The organism is Micromonospora sp. NPDC048040, from assembly GCF_055587185.1.
The window spans coordinates 1-15,045 of sequence record NZ_JBVJGT010000049.1; the positions used below are offsets into that span (position 1 = coordinate 1).

At 74.7% G+C, this 15,045-nt stretch carries 12 protein-coding genes; 9 read left to right on the top strand and 3 right to left on the bottom strand.

Annotation, left to right across the window (positions count from 1 at the left end):
* Positions 1-123 precede the first annotated feature (123 nt).
* From ACZ6O2_RS29145 to ACZ6O2_RS29185, 9 genes are all read left to right on the top strand, one after another.
* Entirely contained in the window at positions 124-1,332 is a 1,209-nt protein-coding gene (locus tag ACZ6O2_RS29145; protein ID WP_350710709.1) for a cytochrome P450, read from the top strand.
* A 41-nt stretch (positions 1,333-1,373) separates the two neighbouring features.
* On the top strand, positions 1,374-2,636 hold the full coding sequence (locus ACZ6O2_RS29150; protein ID WP_466025084.1) for an NAD(P)/FAD-dependent oxidoreductase: 1,263 nt from the start codon (positions 1,374-1,376) through the stop codon (positions 2,634-2,636).
* Between the two features lie 49 nt (positions 2,637-2,685).
* Positions 2,686-3,720: a ketoacyl-ACP synthase III family protein gene (locus tag ACZ6O2_RS29155; protein WP_466025085.1), complete on the top strand. Its 1,035-nt coding sequence runs from the start codon at positions 2,686-2,688 to the stop codon at positions 3,718-3,720.
* Positions 3,721-3,769: 49 nt separating this feature from the next.
* On the top strand, positions 3,770-7,585 hold the full coding sequence (locus ACZ6O2_RS29160) for a type I polyketide synthase (protein WP_466025086.1): 3,816 nt from the start codon (positions 3,770-3,772) through the stop codon (positions 7,583-7,585).
* A gap of 30 nt (positions 7,586-7,615) precedes the next feature.
* The gene (locus ACZ6O2_RS29165; protein WP_466025087.1) at positions 7,616-8,686 is read left to right on the top strand and encodes a methyltransferase; all 1,071 of its coding nucleotides are present in this window, start codon (positions 7,616-7,618) and stop codon (positions 8,684-8,686) included.
* 4 nt (positions 8,687-8,690) lie between these two features.
* Entirely contained in the window at positions 8,691-9,641 is a 951-nt protein-coding gene (locus tag ACZ6O2_RS29170; RefSeq protein ID WP_466025088.1) for a formylglycine-generating enzyme family protein, read from the top strand.
* A 2-nt stretch (positions 9,642-9,643) separates the two neighbouring features.
* Positions 9,644-9,910 (top strand): MoaD/ThiS family protein, encoded by a 267-nt coding sequence (locus tag ACZ6O2_RS29175; protein WP_350677252.1) that lies wholly within the window; start codon positions 9,644-9,646, stop codon positions 9,908-9,910.
* 85 nt (positions 9,911-9,995) lie between these two features.
* Positions 9,996-11,429, top strand: a complete 1,434-nt coding sequence (locus ACZ6O2_RS29180; protein ID WP_466025089.1) for an NDP-hexose 2,3-dehydratase family protein — start codon at positions 9,996-9,998, stop codon at positions 11,427-11,429.
* Positions 11,426-12,793, top strand: a complete 1,368-nt coding sequence (locus tag ACZ6O2_RS29185) for a cytochrome P450 (RefSeq protein ID WP_466025090.1) — start codon at positions 11,426-11,428, stop codon at positions 12,791-12,793. The genes ACZ6O2_RS29180 and ACZ6O2_RS29185 overlap by 4 nt, the downstream gene beginning before the upstream one ends.
* 40 nt (positions 12,794-12,833) lie before the next feature.
* Here the strand turns inward: ACZ6O2_RS29185 and ACZ6O2_RS29190 are convergent, their stop codons facing one another.
* The 3 genes from ACZ6O2_RS29190 to ACZ6O2_RS29200 form a co-directional block, all read right to left on the bottom strand.
* A complete protein-coding gene (locus tag ACZ6O2_RS29190; RefSeq protein ID WP_466025091.1) occupies positions 12,834-13,406 on the bottom strand; it encodes an SRPBCC family protein in 573 nt (190 codons plus the stop codon).
* A gap of 461 nt (positions 13,407-13,867) precedes the next feature.
* On the bottom strand, positions 13,868-14,428 hold the full coding sequence (locus ACZ6O2_RS29195) for a copper resistance protein CopC (RefSeq protein ID WP_466025092.1): 561 nt from the start codon (positions 14,426-14,428) through the stop codon (positions 13,868-13,870).
* Positions 14,429-14,438: 10 nt separating this feature from the next.
* Positions 14,439-14,996 (bottom strand): hypothetical protein, encoded by a 558-nt coding sequence (locus ACZ6O2_RS29200; RefSeq protein WP_466025093.1) that lies wholly within the window; start codon positions 14,994-14,996, stop codon positions 14,439-14,441.
* Positions 14,997-15,045 lie beyond the last annotated feature (49 nt).

The following is a 15,045-nucleotide window of genomic DNA, read 5'->3' on the forward strand; positions in this document are numbered from 1 at the left end:
CACACTCGGGGGAGGGGGTGGGTCCGCTTGTGGGGTTTTCTTTGTTTTCGCCCTTTCCCCCCCCCCCCCCCCCGGGGGGGGGGGGGGGGCCCCCCCCCAGGCAGCCACTGGAAGGGGCACCTCGTGCTGGTCGATGCCGTGACCGCGTTCGATCCCACCGACGCCGACGTCCGGCGTGACCCGTACCCGTCCTACCACTGGCTGCTGCGGCACGACCCGGTCCACCTCGGCGCCCACCGGGTCTGGTACGTCTCCCGCTTCGCCGACGTGCGCGGCGTGCTCGGCGACGAGCGCTTCGCCCGGACCGGCATCCGCCGGTTCTGGACCGACCTCGTCGGGCCCGGGCTGCTCGCCGAGATCGTCGGCGACATCATCCTGTTCCAGGACGAGCCCGACCACGGCCGGCTGCGCGGGGTGGTCGGCCCGGCCTTCTCGCCGTCCGCGCTGCGCCGGCTGGAACCGGTCATCGCCGGCACCGTCGACGACCTGCTGCGGCCCGCCCTGGCCCGGGGCGCGATGGACGTGGTCGACGAGCTGGCGTACCCGCTGGCGCTGCGCGCGGTCCTCGGCCTGCTCGGCCTGCCCGCCGCCGACTGGGAGCCGGTCGGGCGCTGGTCGCGCGACGTGGGGCGGACCCTGGACCGGGGTGCCAGCGCCGAGGACATGCATCGCGGCCACGCGGCGATCGCCGAGTTCGCCGACTACGTGGAGCGGGCCCTCGCGAGGCGGCGGCGCGAGGGCGGCGAGGACCTGCTGGCGCTGATGCTCGACGCCCACGACGGCGGCCTGATGAGCCGCAACGAGATCGTCAGCACGGTGGTCACGTTCATCTTCACCGGCCACGAGACGGTGGCGAGCCAGGTGGGCAACGCCGTGCTGAGCCTGCTGGCGCACCCCGACCAGCTCGACCTGCTCCGACGCCGGCCGGACCTGCTGGCCCAGGCCGTCGAGGAGTGCCTGCGGTACGACCCGTCGGTGCAGTCCAACACCCGGCAGCTCGACGTCGACGTGGAGCTGCACGGCCGGCGGTTGCGCCGCGACGACGTCGTGGTCGTCCTGGCCGGCGCGGCGAACCGGGACCCGCAGCGGTACGACCGGCCCGACGAGTTCGACATCCGGCGGGACCCGGTCCCGTCGCTGTCCTTCGGCGCGGGGATGCGCTACTGCCTCGGGTCCTACCTCGCCCGTACGCAGTTGCGCGCCGCGGTGGCCGCGCTGGCCCGGCTGCCGGGCCTGCGGCTGGGCTGCGCTGCGGACGGCCTGACCTATCAGCCGCGCACCATGTTCCGGGGCCTGGCCAGCCTGCCGATCGCGTTCACGCCGGGCGGTTGAGCGCCGCGTCGTCCCTGTCCGAGCAGGAGGATTTGTCGACCATGAGCCATCCCGAACCCGAGTACGACGTGATCGTCGTGGGCGGCGGCCCGGCCGGATCGAGCACGGCCGGTCTGCTCGCCCAGGAGGGCCACCGGGTCCTGCTGCTGGAGCGCGAGAAGTTCCCCCGCTACCACATCGGCGAGTCCCTGATCAGCGGCGTCACCCTCACCCTGGACGCGCTCGGCGTGCGCGAGCGGATGGCGGAGCTGCGCTTCCAGATCAAGCACGGTGGCAGCCTGCTGTGGGGGGCCGACCAGACCGCCCCGTGGTCGTTCCGGTTCCGGGAGATCCGCGACGCCCGGTTCGACTACTCGTGGCAGGTCCGGCGCGCCGAGTTCGACGCGATGCTGCTGGACCGGGCGCGGGAACTGGGCGTGGTGGTGGTCGAGGGAGCCACCGTCCGGGGGCCGCTGACCGACGGCGACCGGATGGCGGGCGTCAGCTACCAGTTCCGGGGCGAGGCCGACCCGGTCGACGCCCGTGCCGCGATCGTGGTCGACGCGTCGGGGCAGCAGCGCTGGCTCGGCCGGCACTTCGGGCTGGTCTCCTGGCACGACGACCTGCGCAACATGGCGACGTGGAGCTACTACGCCGGGGCGCTGCGCTACCCCGGCGACCACGAGGGCGACCTGCTCGTCGAGAGCCGCTCCCACGGCTGGCTCTGGTACGCGCCGCTGAGCCGCACCCTGACCGGGATCGGGTACGTCACCCCGTCGGACCGGTTCGTCGAGTCCGGCCTGCCCCCGGAGCAGTTGCTGGAGAAACAGATCGCGGAGTCGAACGAGGTCTCCTGGCTCACCAGCGGCGCGCGGCGGGTCGACGTCTACCGCACCGCGCGGGACTGGTCGTACGCGTGCAGCCAGTTCTCCGGGCCGGGCTGGGTGCTGGTCGGCGACGCGGCCGCCTTCATCGACCCCCTGCTGTCCTCTGGCGTGACGCTGGCGATGCGCGGCGCGCTCAGCCTGTCCCGGGCGGTGCACGAGGCGCTGGCCGCGCCGGAGAAGGAGCGTCACCTCATGCAGGGGTACGAGGACCGCTACCGGGACTTCCTCGCCGCCCTGATCGACCTGATCCGGTTCTTCTACGACGGCGCGCACGGCCGCGACGAGCTGCACCTGCGTGCCCAGACCATCGTGGACCCGGACCGGCTGATGCCGCCGAAGATCTCGTTCGTCTCCCTGCTGTCGGGGCTGGCGCGGGGCGACGAGACGCTCGAGATCGCCCCTCGGACGGCCATTGACCGGCCGTCAGGCGCTATATAATCTTAAAGCGAACTGCCTCGATCACGTCGAACGCCGAGGAGAGAAGCCGATGCGCACCGCCGGAACGTACATCCGTGGGATCGGGGCCTACCTTCCTGAGACCGTCACCGTCGAGGACGCCGTCGCCCAGGGCCTGTACCCGCAGGAGGACATCGAGACGCACGGGCTGGGCGGCGCCGCGATCGCCGGCGAGCTGCCCGCGCCGGACATGGCGCTGCGCGCCGCGCAGGACGCCCTCAAGGAGAGCGAGCTGGGCCGCGGCGACATCGACCTGCTGCTCTACGCGGCCACCTGGCACCAGGGCCCCGAGGGCTGGCTGCCGCACGCCTACCTCCAGCACTACCTCCTGGGCGGGGTGCCCCGGGCGACCGAGATCCGGCAGGGTTGCAACGGCATGTTCACCATGCTCGAGATCGCGGCCAGCTACCTCAAGGCCGCGCCGGAACGCAAGGCCGCGATGCTCGTCGCCGCCGACAACTACGGCACCCCGCTGCTGGACCGCTGGCGCACCAACCTCGGCTTCATCCTCGGCGACGCCGCCTCGGCGGTGGTGCTGAGCACCGAGAGCGGCTTCGCCGAGCTGCTGTCGGTCTGCTCCATCACCGTGCCGGAGGCCGAGGAGGTGCACCGCGGCGGCGAGCCGATGTTCCCGCCCGGCATGACCGTCGGCCGGGAGCTCGACTTCGGCGCCCGGCTCTTCTACCACATCACCGAGCAGACCCCCGTGCTCGCCGTGCTCGGCGAGGCGCAGGAGACGATGACCACCGTCGCCGAGCAGGCGCTCGCCGAGGCCGGCATCGGCACGACCGACCTGGCCAAGGTCTCCTTCATGAACTACTCCCGCGAGGTGGTCGAGCAGCGCTGCATGGCGCCCCTGGGGCTGGGGCTGGAGAAGTCCACCTTCGACTTCGGTCGCATGATCGGGCACTGCGGGGCCAGCGACCACCTGCTCGCCCTGCACCACTCGCTGCGGGCCGGCGAGGTCACCGCCGGCGACCACGTGCTCTGGCTCGCGATGGGCCCCGGCGTGGAGTTCACCGCCGCCGTCCTGCGCGTGCTGGACAACCCCTACGTCGACCGCTGACCGCCCCCGCCCCCGCCCGCGCCGCGACCCGACCAACGGAGGTACGACGATGACCCGGGACGATCCCGCCGACAACCCGTACCAGGTGGCCGTCATCGGCATCGGTTGCCGGCTGCCCGGCGACGTCGACACCCCGGACGCCCTCTGGGAGCTGCTGCTCAAGGGTGGCCAGACCGCCGGGGAGATCCCGGCGCAGCGCTGGCGCGCCTACCGGGAGCGCGGCCCCGAGTACGAGGCGGTGCTGCGCGACACCGTCACCGCCGGCAGCTACCTGCGCGACGTCGCGGGCTTCGACCCGGAGTTCTTCGGCCTCTCGCCCCGGGAGGCGGCCGAGATGGACCCGCAGCAGCGGATCCTGCTCGAGGTCGGCTGGGAGGCCCTGGAGCACGCCGGCCTGCCACCCACCCGGCTGGCCGGCACCGACACGGGCGTCTTCGTCGGCGTCAGCACCACCGACTACGGCGACCGGCTGCTGGAGGACCTGCCGACCGTCGAGGCGTACACCGGGATCGGCGCGGCCACCTGCGCCCTGGCCAACCGCATCTCCTACGCGCTGGACCTGCGCGGCCCGAGCGTCGCCGTCGACACGGCCTGCTCGGCGTCGCTGGTCGCGGTGCACCTGGCCTGCCAGAGCCTGCTGCTGCGGGAGAGCACGGTGGCCCTGGCCGGCGGCGTGAACCTGGTGCTCGCCCCCGGGCAGAACGCCTCCCTCCAGGCCGCCGGCACCCTCGCCCCCGACGGCGTGAGCAAGTCGTTCGACCGCGACGCCGACGGGTACGGCCGCGGCGAGGGGTGCGGCGTGCTGGTGCTCAAGCGGCTCGACGAGGCCGAACGGGACGGCGACCGGATCCTGGCGGTGATCCGCGGCAGCGCGGTCAACCAGGACGGTCACACCGACGGCATCATGGCCCCGTCCGGCCCCGCGCAGCAGCACGTCGTCCGCCGCGCCTGCGACCGGGCGGGCGTCGCCCCGGCCAGCGTGGACTACGTGGAGGCGCACGGCACCGGCACCCAGCTCGGCGACCCCGTCGAGGCGACCGCGCTGGCCGCCGTCTACGGCGCCGACCGCCCCGGCGACCGGCCCTGCCTCATCGGCTCGATCAAGTCCAACGTCGGGCACCTGGAAGGCGCCGCCGGTGTCGCGGGGCTGATGAAGGCCGTCCTCGCGCTGCACCACGGCCAGATCCCGGGCACCCCGCTGCGCGGCGAGCCGATCGACGCCGTCGGCGACGGCACCGGGCTGCGCCTGGTGACCGGCACGCTGCCCTGGCCCGAGCGGGACGGTCCGCGGCGCGCGGCGGTCTCCGGGTTCGGCTACGGCGGCACCATCGCCCACGTCGTCCTGGAGGAGGCGCCGCCCGTTCCCGCCGGCGCCGACGCGCCGGCGGCCGACGACGCCGCCCGGCCGCTGTTCCCGCTGTCGGCCCGGTCCGACGCCGCCCTGCGCCAGCAGGCCGCCCGGCTCGCCGACCGGCTCGACGGGGACGACCGGCCGGGCCTGGCCGACGTCGGCCACACGCTCGCGCGCCGCCGGGCCCACCTGACCCACCGGGCGGTGGTCACCGGGCAGGACCGCGACGAGGTGGTCGCCGCCCTGCGCCGGCTCGCCGCCGGCCAACCGGACCCCGACACGGTCTCGGGAGTGGCGCCGGCCGGCCGGCCCGCCCGGCCCGTCTGGGTCTTCTCCGGGCACGGCTCGCACTGGGCCGGCATGGGCCGCGACCTGCTGGCCCACGAACCGGCCTTCGCCGCCGCGATCGACGAGATCGAGCCGGTCGTCGCCGAGGAGGCCGGCTTCTCGCTGCGGCAGGCGCTCGCCGACCCCGAACTGGCCGGGGTGGACCGCATCCAGACGCTGACCTTCGCCATGCACGTCGGCCTGGCCGCGGTCTGGCGGGCGTACGGGGTCCGCCCGGCCGCCGTCATCGGGCACTCGGTCGGCGAGGTCGCCGCCGCCGTGACCGCAGGCATCCTGACCCCGGCCGACGGGGCCCGGCTGATCTGCCGCCGGTCCGCCCTGCTGCGGCGGGCCGCCGGCCGGGGCGCGATGGCCATGGTCACCCTGCCGTTCGCCGACGTCGCCGAGCGGCTCGCCGGCCGCGCCGACCTGGTCGCGGCGATCGCCTCCGCCCCCGCCTCCACCGTGGTCTCCGGCGACATCGCCGCCGTGGACGCCGTGATCGAGCAGTGGCCGGCGGACCGGATCGCGGTCCGGCGGGTGCAGTCCGACGTGGCCTTCCACAGCCCGCACATGGACGCCCTCGCCGACGAGCTACGGGCCGCCGCGGCCGACCTGCGCGCCTCGGCGGGCACCGTGCCGATGTACTCGACGGTGCTCGACGACCCGCGCGCCGCGGCCGCCTGCGACGGGGCGTACTGGGCGGCGAACCTGCGCCGGCCGGTCCGCCTGGTCGACGCGGTCGGCGCCGCCCTGGCCGACGGGCACCGCACGTTCGTCGAGATCTCCGCCCATCCGGTCGTCGCCCACTCGCTGCGCGAGACCCTCGACCACACCGGCATCGAGGACGGGTACGTCGGGACCACGCTGCGCCGCCACGCCCCCGGGCACCGCACGGCCCTCGCCGCCGTGGCGGAGGCGCACTGCCACGGTGTCGAGGTCGACTGGGCCGCGCTGCGGCCTGACGGCGGGCTCACCGACCTGCCCCGGTACGCCTGGCGGCACCAGGAGCTGTGGCGCGAGCCCACTCCCCCGGTGGCCGCCGGCGGGCACGACATCGGCTCGCACACCCTGCTCGGCACGGCGACCACCGTCGCCGGCAGCGAGCTGCGGCTGTGGCACACGGTGCTCAGCGACGCCAGCCGTCCGTACCCGGGCAGCCACACCGTGCAGGGCGCGGAGCTCGTGCCGGCCGCGGTGCTCGCCGCCACCTTCCTCGCCGCCGGCGCCCGCGACGGCGCGCCGGTGGCCCTGCACGACCTGTCGATGCGGGTGCCGCTGGCCACGGCCGGGCGCCAGGAGATCCAGGTGGTGGACGACGGCGGGGAGCTGCTGCTCGCCTCCCGCCCGGCCGGCGCGGACGCCGCGCCGTGGCTGACCCACGCCACCGCGCGCGTGACGCGGGACGACGCCGCCCCGCCGGCGCGGGCCGTCGACGCCCGGGGGCCGGGCGGAGTGGTCGCCGACCCGGGGCTCGTCCGGGACCGGCTGGCCCGGGTCGGCGTGCCCGAGACGGGCTTCCCGTGGCGGGTCGACCGCCTCACCACCGGCAACGGCGGGCTGCGGGCCCGGGTCCGCTTCCCCGAGCCGGCCGAGGACTGGGCGGCGGTCGTCGACGCGGCGGTGTCCATCGCGCCGGCCGCGTTCCCCGGCGAGCCCCGGCTGCGCCTGGTCGACACGATCGAGCGGATCTGGACGACCGGCGCGCCGCCGGCCGTCGCCATCGTCGACGTCGTCCGGGACGAGGGGCGGGAGGACACCGTCGACGTGACGGTCTCCGGGGCGGACGGCACGGTCGCCGCCCGGCTCACGGGCCTGCGCTACCCGGTGGTCCCCGACGCTCCGGCCGCCGACACCGACGGGGCCGGCCCGGCCCGGCAGTCCCTGGCCGACCTCGACCCGGAGGAGCTGCGCGAACGCCTGATCGAGGAGGTGCGCGCGGTGGTCGCCGCCGAGATGAAGCTGGCCGCCGAAGCGCTCGACCCGCGCCTGCCGCTGGTGCAGCAGGGCATGGACTCGGTCATGACGGTCATCGTGCGCCGGCGGCTGGAGAAGACCTACCGCCAGGTGCTGCCCGCCTCGCTGTTCTGGCAGCAGCCCACCGTCACGGCGATCGCGGTGCACCTGGCCGAACTGCTCGCCGCGCCGTCGCCGGACGGGGTCGTTGCCGGCACCTCGGCCCGCTGACCCACCGGACGCGTCGACCCGGAGGAGCGCATGGAACTCACCACGACCGCCGCCCGGCCCGGGCTGCGGCACCGGATGCAACAGCTGATCTACGGGTTCTTCACGGCGCAGACGCTGCACGTGGCGGTCCGGCTGCGGATACCGGACCTGCTCGCCGACGGCGCGCGGGACGTCGGCGACCTCGCGGCGGCCACCGGCGCGGACGCCCCGTCGCTACGCCGGCTGCTGCGGGCGCTGGTCTTCCTGGAGGTGCTCGACGAGCCCGCGCCGGGCACCTTCGCCCTCACCGAACAGGGCGAGGTGCTACGGGCGGACGTGACCGGGTCGATGCGGGAGCTGGTGCTGCTGCTGTCCGGGCCGGAGAGCTGGGCCGCGTGGGGGCAGCTCGAACACAGCGTGCGCACCGGCGAGGTGGCGTGGGAGCACGTGCACGGCCGGAGCTGTTTCGACCACCTGATGGCGGACCCGCAGCGGCAGGCGGCGTTCAACGCGGCCATGGCCGAGGGCTCGCGGGCCTTCGTGCCCACGCTGCTGTCGGCGTACGACTTCGGCGACCTGCGCACGGTGGTGGACGTGGGCGGCGGCAGCGGCGCCCTGCTCGCCGGGGTGCTCGCGGCGCACCCGCACCTGCGCGGCACGGTCTTCGACACCCCGGACGGCGTGGCCGACGCGGCGCGCACCGTCGCCGAGCAGGGCGTCGCCGACCGGTGCGGGGTGGAGGCCGGTGACTTCTTCGTGTCCGTGCCGTCGGGCGCGGACGCCTACGTGCTCAAGAGCGTGCTGCACGACTGGGACGACGAGCAGTGCGTGCAGGTGCTGCGCACCGTCCGCCGGGCGGCCCGGCCCGACAGCCGCGTGGTCCTCGTCGAGTCGCTGATGCCGGCGACGGTCACCACGGCGCCGAGCGTCGCCCAGGTGGTCATGAACGACCTGAACATGATGGTCTGCCACGGCGGCCGGGAGCGCACCGTGGCGGAGTTCCGCGAGCTGCTGCGGGCGGCGGGCTTCCGGCTGGAGTCCGTCACGCCCTGCCCGGCGCCGAGCGTCGTCGGCATCCTGGAGGCCACGCCGACCCCGGTCACCGGGCCGGACGGGAGCTGACGCGATGGCGCGCATCGGCGACCTCGACGCCGCCCGGCCCACGCCGGAGGCGCCCCCCGAGGACATGATCCGCATCCCGGGCGGGACGTTCCTGCAGGGCTCGCCCGAGCGGACGCTGGACTGGCTGGACAGCGAGGGCCAGGCGTTCCCCCGCGACTGGTTCACCGACGAGACGCCGCAGACTCCGGTCACGCTGCCCGACTACCTCATCGACCGGCACCAGGTGACCGTCGCCCAGTTCGCCGCCTTCGTCTCCCGCACCGGCTACGTCACGTCCGCCGAGCGGGCCGGGGGCAGCATGGTCTACGGCGAGCAGTACTGGGAGGTCCTCGAGGGCGCCTGCTGGCACCGCCCCGCCGGGTACGGCAGCGGCGTCCGCAACCGCGACGACCACCCCGTCGTGCACATCTCCTTCGAGGACGCCGAGGCGTACGCGCGCTGGGCGGGCCGGCGGTTGCCCACCGAGTCGGAGTGGGAGCGGGCCGCCACCGGCCCGTCGTACCGGCTGTGGCCCTGGGGAGACACCTGGGACAGCCGGAACGCCAACACCGCGGAGCACACGGCCGGGGCCCTCGGCGACCTGGACGCCTGGCGGACCTGGTGGGGGGCGATCCACGCCGCGCAGGGGCCGATGCCGCAGACCACGCCGGTCGGCGCGTTCTCGCCGCGCGGCGACAGCGTCGACGGGTGCGCCGACATGACCGGCAACGTCTACGAGTGGACGTCCACGCTGGCGCACCTGTACGCGCCCACCACCCGGTGCGACCCGACGATCCACCTGGTGATGGGGCGTTTCCGGGTGATCCGGGGCGGGTCCTGGATGAACTTCCGCTACCAGGTGCGGTGCGCGGAACGGTTGTACGGGGACCCGACCGGATGGTCCAACTTCGCTCTCGGCTTCCGTTGTGCGCGTGACGTCACGGCGGTCCCCGACGTCGACGACAACGGGAGGTAGCGATGGTCACGGTGTTGCTGTCGGCCGGCTGGGCCCACCGGGGGCAGAAGAGTTTCGAGTGCCGCGAGGGCACCGTGCGGGACGTCATCAGGGAGTTCGTCGAGACGTACCCCGTCTACCGCCGCCGGCTGCTCGACGACACGGGCGAGCCGCTGACCTACTACAACGTCTACCTCGACGGGGACCTCGTCGAGAAGGCGGACCGGTCCCGGGTGACCGCCCGGGCCGACAGCACGGTCGCCATCGTCCCGCCGCTGGCCGGGGGCTGACCCACCGGTCGGACGCCCGGGTCCCGACCCGGCCGGCGTCCGGCCACCGGCGTCCCGCCGAGCGCGTCCCCGTCAGGGAGGAAGCATGCTCCTGCCGCACACCGACGCCCGACCCGGCCCCGGCCGGGCCGACCGTGACGACCTCGCTCGCCGGCTGGCGCGGTCGGCCGGGCACCGCCCCCGCTCGGCCGGCCGGCTCGCGGCCTGGCTCGCGCAGCGGCAGCGGGCGAACCCGTTCGAGGTCACCGAGGTGCCGTTCGCCGACCTGACCGGCTGGCACTTCGCGCCCGACTCCGGCGACCTGGTGCACGAGAGCGGCCGGTTCTTCAGCGTCGAGGGCCTGCACGTGCGGACCGACCGCGGGCCGGTCGGCGAGTGGTGGCAGCCGATCATCCACCAGCCCGACCGGGCGATCCTCGGCATCCTGGCCCGGGAGATCGACGGGGTGCTGCACTTCCTCATGCAGGCCAAGATGGAGCCGGGCAACGTCAACGGCGTCCAGTTCTCCCCCACCGTGCAGTCCACCCCGAGCAACTACCAGCGCACGCACCGCGGCGCCCGGTCCCGCTACGTGGAGTACTTCCTGGAACCGGGGCGCGGCCGGGTCCTCGTGGACGTGCTCCAGTCGGAGCAGGGTTCCTGGTTCCGGGGCAAGCGCAACCGGAACATCATCGTCGAGGTCGCCGACGAGGTGGCACCGCACGAGGACTTCGTGTGGCTGACCCTCGGCCAGATCCACGACCTGCTGCACCGGCCGAACCTGGTCAACATGGACGCCCGTACCGTGCTGTCCTGCCTGCCCGGCCACGCGGTCGCCGACGGGGACGGGGACGCCGGGACGATTGGTCGCGCGGTGGCGGCGTCCTCGCTCGCCGACGACGGCGCGTGGCAACCGCTGCTCGAGGTCCGCAACTGGCTGACCGCCAACAAGGCCGGTCCCACCCTGGCGACCCGGCAGGTCCCGCTGCGCGAGGTGCGGGACTGGTACCGCACCGACGACGAGATCCGCCACCGCTCCGGCCGGTTCTTCCGCATCGTCGGCCGGCGGGTGCGGGCCAGCAACCGGGAGGTGGCGCAGTGGTGCCAGCCGTTGCTGGCGCCGTGCGGGACGGGTCTGGTGGCGTTCGTCGTCCGACGCATCGACGGCGTGCTGCACGTGCTCGCCCACGCCGATCTGCGGCCCGGTTACCGGGACACCGTCGAGTTGGGGCCGACCGTGCAGTGCACCCCGGACAACTTCACCGGCCCGGCCCGCGACGGCCGCCCGGAGTACCTCGACCTGGTCCTCTCCGACGAGGTGCGCGTGCACTACGACGTGCTGCAGTCGGAGGAGGGCGGGCGGTTCCACCACGCGGTGACCCGGCACATGGTGGTGGAGGTGGGCGCGGACTTCCCCACCGCGACACCGCCGGACTACACCTGGCTGACCCTGCGCCAACTGACCGCCGTGGCGGCCTTCAGCTACCAGGTCAACATCGAGGCCCGCAGCCTCCTGCTCTGCCTGCGGGCGCTGCGATGACCGGGCGCGGCGACCGGCCCGACGGCGGCCGGCCGGCGGTCCCACCCGGGCCGGCGGTCCCACCCGGGCCGGCGGTCGCGCCCGAGCCGGCGGTCGCGCCCGAGCCGGCGGCGGCCGGGCCGGCTGTGGCGGCCGGGCCGGCCGGGGCCGGGAGCGCGGCCGGGATCGACGCGTTTCCGCTGCCCCGCCGGTGCCCGTTCAGCCCGCCGGCGGAGTACGCCCGGCTGCGGACCGAACAGCCGGTCGCCCGGCTGCCCATGCTCGGCGGCAACACGGCCTGGGTGGTGTCCCGGTACACCGACGTCAAGCAGGTGCTCAGCGACCCGCGGATGAGCGCGGATCGGCGCCGGGCCGGTTTCCCGCGGTTCGCGCCGACCACGGAGAGCCAGCGGCAGGCCTCGTTCGAGAACTTCCGCCCCCCGCTGAACTGGATGGACCCGCCGGAGCACACCGCGGCCCGCCGCCAGATCGTCGACGAGTTCGCCGCGCGGCGGGTGCGACAACTGCGGCCGTTGGTCGAGCGGGTGGTGGACGAGCACCTCGACGCCATGACGGCCGGGCGGTCGAGCGCCGACCTGGTGCCGTCGTTCAGCTATCCGGTGCCGTCGCGGGTGATCTGCGAGATGCTCGGCGTGCCGTACGGCGAACACGCGTTCTTCGAACGCCGGTCCACCCGGATGCTGAGTCGGGGCGCGCCCGCGAACGAGCGGGCCCGGTGCGCCCGCGAGATCCGCGACTTCCTCGACGGCGTGGTGACCGACAAGGAGCGGCACCCCGGGGACGACGTGCTCAGCCGGCTGCTCGCCGCGCAGCGCGCGGCCGGCGCGCCGGACCACGAGGCCGTGGTGAGCATGGCCTTCGTGCTGCTGGTCGCCGGGCACGTCACGACGTCGAACATGATCTCACTGAGCGTGCTGGCCCTGTTGACCCATCCGGAGCGGCTCGCCCGCCTGCGCGCCGAGCCGGGCCGGTTCCCCGCCGCCGTCGAGGAGTTGCTGCGGTACTTCACCGTCGTCGAGGCGGCGACCGCGCGCACCGCCACCGCCGACGTGACGATCGGTGGGGTGACCATCCGGGCCGGGGACGGGGTGGTGGCGCTGGGCCAGGCCGCGAACCGGGACCCGACGGCGTTCGACCGCCCGGACGAGTTCGACCCGGACCGCGACGCCCGCCACCACCTCGCCTTCGGCTACGGACGCCACATCTGCCCCGGCCAGCACCTGGCCCGACTGGAACTGGACGTCGCGTTGAGCCGGCTGGTCCGGCGGCTGCCCGGACTGCGGCTGACCGTGGACGTGGACGACCTGCCACTCAAGGAGGACGGCAACATCTTCGGCCTGTACGCGCTGCCGGTCGCCTGGTGAGCCGACTGCACGGCCGCCAGGGGCGGGACCGCGCCGGGGGTCAGCCCCGCTGGGCGATCACCGTCGTCCACGCCTGGCTGATCCGCTCGGCCGACTCGGACGCGGCCGCCAGGTCCTCGGGACCCGCCGTGGCGATCCAGTCGACCGCACGGCCCTCGGGCAGCGTGCCGGCGAGGTAGTCGTCCAGCGCGACCAGGCTCATCTCCCAGCCGGCGCCGATGCCCCACGCCCCCGGCGCCGCGTTCGGGATGATGTCGGCCGGCACCGGCGCGTGCTCCAACTCCAGGACGGTGGCGTCCCCCGCCGGCGTGAGCCGCAGCTCGACCTCGCTGCTGCCGTCACTCGACTCCCAGGTCAGGCCGATCGTGTTCGGCCGCTCGCACCGCAGGATCTCGCCGCTGGCGTTGCCCTCCAGTTGGAAGCGCCCGCCGACCCGCAGGTCACCGGAGATCGGCAGGAACCAGCGCACCAGGCGCTCGGGATCGGTGATGGCGTCCCACAGCTCCTCCGGTGAGGCGTCGTAGCTGCGCCGGACCACCAGGGCGTTCATGCCGCTGGGGTGATCGCGCAGCTCGCGCTCGGTGTCCCTGACGACGTCGGACGTCTTGTTCATGCCACATGGCCTTCCTGCTGGTGCGTGGTGCCAGCGGAGCCGGTCCGGCCCGCACGTCGAGGACTTTAGCAGCCATGACTTACGTAACGTCCGATTTGTGCCCACCGCGCCGTCGCCCCACGTCCGCACCACACGAGCGGGTGACATGAAGGCGGCGCGACGGGGCGGTGATCGACGATGTGTTGCCCCGAACGGCGAGCGACCGTCCGGGCCGGCCCGATCGGCGACCCGGGCGACGACCGGGCGGCGACCCGGGCGGCGGGGCCTCGGGAAGAAAGCCGCGACGCGAGCCGGGCGCACGGCGGGCGGACGCGCGGCGGGCGGACGCGCGGCGGGCGGACGCGCGGCGGGCGGACGCGCGGCGGGCGGACGGGCGGGCCCTGGAAATGGTCCGAGGCGGGTGCCACCGGAGCGGACCGGCGCCGGCGGGCCACCGGGCGGGCCGGGACGGGGTCGCGGGGTCAGTCGATGTCGCGGTCGGCGCGGGAGCGGCGCCGGGCGAGCAGCACGAGCACGGCGAGGAGCGCGAGGCCGTCGACGGCGAGCAGGGCGGCGCCGACCGGGTCGACCCCGTGGGCGTGGGCCGGCGCCGGGGGCTCCGGCTGCGGGGCCGCCGCCCCGCCCGCCGCGCCCACCGTGAACCGGGCGATGCCGGAGGCGTCCCGACCGTCGTCGGTGACCACGTGGTACGCGACGGCGACCGCACCGGACCCGGTTACCCGCACCGCCTGGGCCAGGCCGTCGCGGCCGACGGCCGTCAACGCCCCCTGGTTGAGCAGGGACCGGTCCGCGTCGTAGACGGAGATGTGGGATCCGGCGAGGACCGGCCGGCCGTCGACCCGGATCCGTACCGCGGTCGGCGCGCCCGACAGGACGGCGCCGTCGGCCGGCTCGACCGAGACCACCTCGACCTTCGACCCGGCGGTGGACGTGGAGTCGATCCTGCCGGCGAGGGCGAGGACGGCCACCAGCGCCGCCACGGTGAGGGCGGCGCCGGCGTAGATCCGTCTCGTGCTCGACATGACGGCCGGGTCAGTCGGTGGCGGCCACGGGCTGGCGCCACGTCGGCGCACCGGCCCGGTGCACGCAGGAGCACGTCGCGGCGGCCCGCTCCGCGGCGTTCGGGCGCAGGTGCAGGTACATGGCGATCAGCATCGGGAGGAAGACCACCGAGTTGTAGAACAGATGCAGCTCCACCCGGGGCACGATCAGCTGGAGCAGGCTGGTCGGCTCGGCCGCGCCCGGCAGCCGGAAGGTGGTGTGGGCCTGCACGAGCAGCAGCGCGTGCTCGATGTGGTGCCAGAACTGCAGGGCCAGGGCCACCATCCACCAGGCCCGGGAGCGGCCGGTGAACCCGGACCGCAGCATGAACAGACCGATCAGCATCACGATGGCGTAGCCGTAGTGCATCCACTCGGAACTGACCAGCCAGGGGAACGGCATCCCCAGCACGCCGCGCGCCTCCGGCCGCGGCCAGCCGAGCACCCAGATCTGGTACGCCTGCACCAGGTGCTCCGCCCAGTGCGCGACGACGACCGCCATGTACAGGGCAAGCGCCGTGCGGTGGAACCTGCCGTTGAGTGACGCCATCAGGCCGGGTGACGCATTTCTCGCAGCGGTTGCCATGGATCCTCCAGAC

Bases quoted from the DNA above. Each gene is read 5' to 3' on its own strand.
- ACZ6O2_RS29195 (WP_466025092.1), bottom strand. From the start codon at position 14,428: ATGTCGAGCACGAGACGGATCTACGCCGGCGCCGCCCTCACCGTGGCG.
- ACZ6O2_RS29160 (WP_466025086.1), top strand. From the start codon at position 3,770: ATGACCCGGGACGATCCCGCCGACAACCCGTACCAGGTGGCCGTCATC.
- ACZ6O2_RS29150 (WP_466025084.1), top strand. From the start codon at position 1,374: ATGAGCCATCCCGAACCCGAGTACGACGTGATCGTCGTGGGCGGCGGC.
- ACZ6O2_RS29175 (WP_350677252.1), top strand. From the start codon at position 9,644: ATGGTCACGGTGTTGCTGTCGGCCGGCTGGGCCCACCGGGGGCAGAAG.
- ACZ6O2_RS29170 (WP_466025088.1), top strand. From the start codon at position 8,691: ATGGCGCGCATCGGCGACCTCGACGCCGCCCGGCCCACGCCGGAGGCG.
- ACZ6O2_RS29185 (WP_466025090.1), top strand. From the start codon at position 11,426: ATGACCGGGCGCGGCGACCGGCCCGACGGCGGCCGGCCGGCGGTCCCA.
- ACZ6O2_RS29155 (WP_466025085.1), top strand. From the start codon at position 2,686: ATGCGCACCGCCGGAACGTACATCCGTGGGATCGGGGCCTACCTTCCT.
- ACZ6O2_RS29180 (WP_466025089.1), top strand. From the start codon at position 9,996: ATGCTCCTGCCGCACACCGACGCCCGACCCGGCCCCGGCCGGGCCGAC.
- ACZ6O2_RS29200 (WP_466025093.1), bottom strand. From the start codon at position 14,996: ATGGCGTCACTCAACGGCAGGTTCCACCGCACGGCGCTTGCCCTGTAC.
- ACZ6O2_RS29165 (WP_466025087.1), top strand. From the start codon at position 7,616: ATGGAACTCACCACGACCGCCGCCCGGCCCGGGCTGCGGCACCGGATG.
- ACZ6O2_RS29190 (WP_466025091.1), bottom strand. From the start codon at position 13,406: ATGAACAAGACGTCCGACGTCGTCAGGGACACCGAGCGCGAGCTGCGC.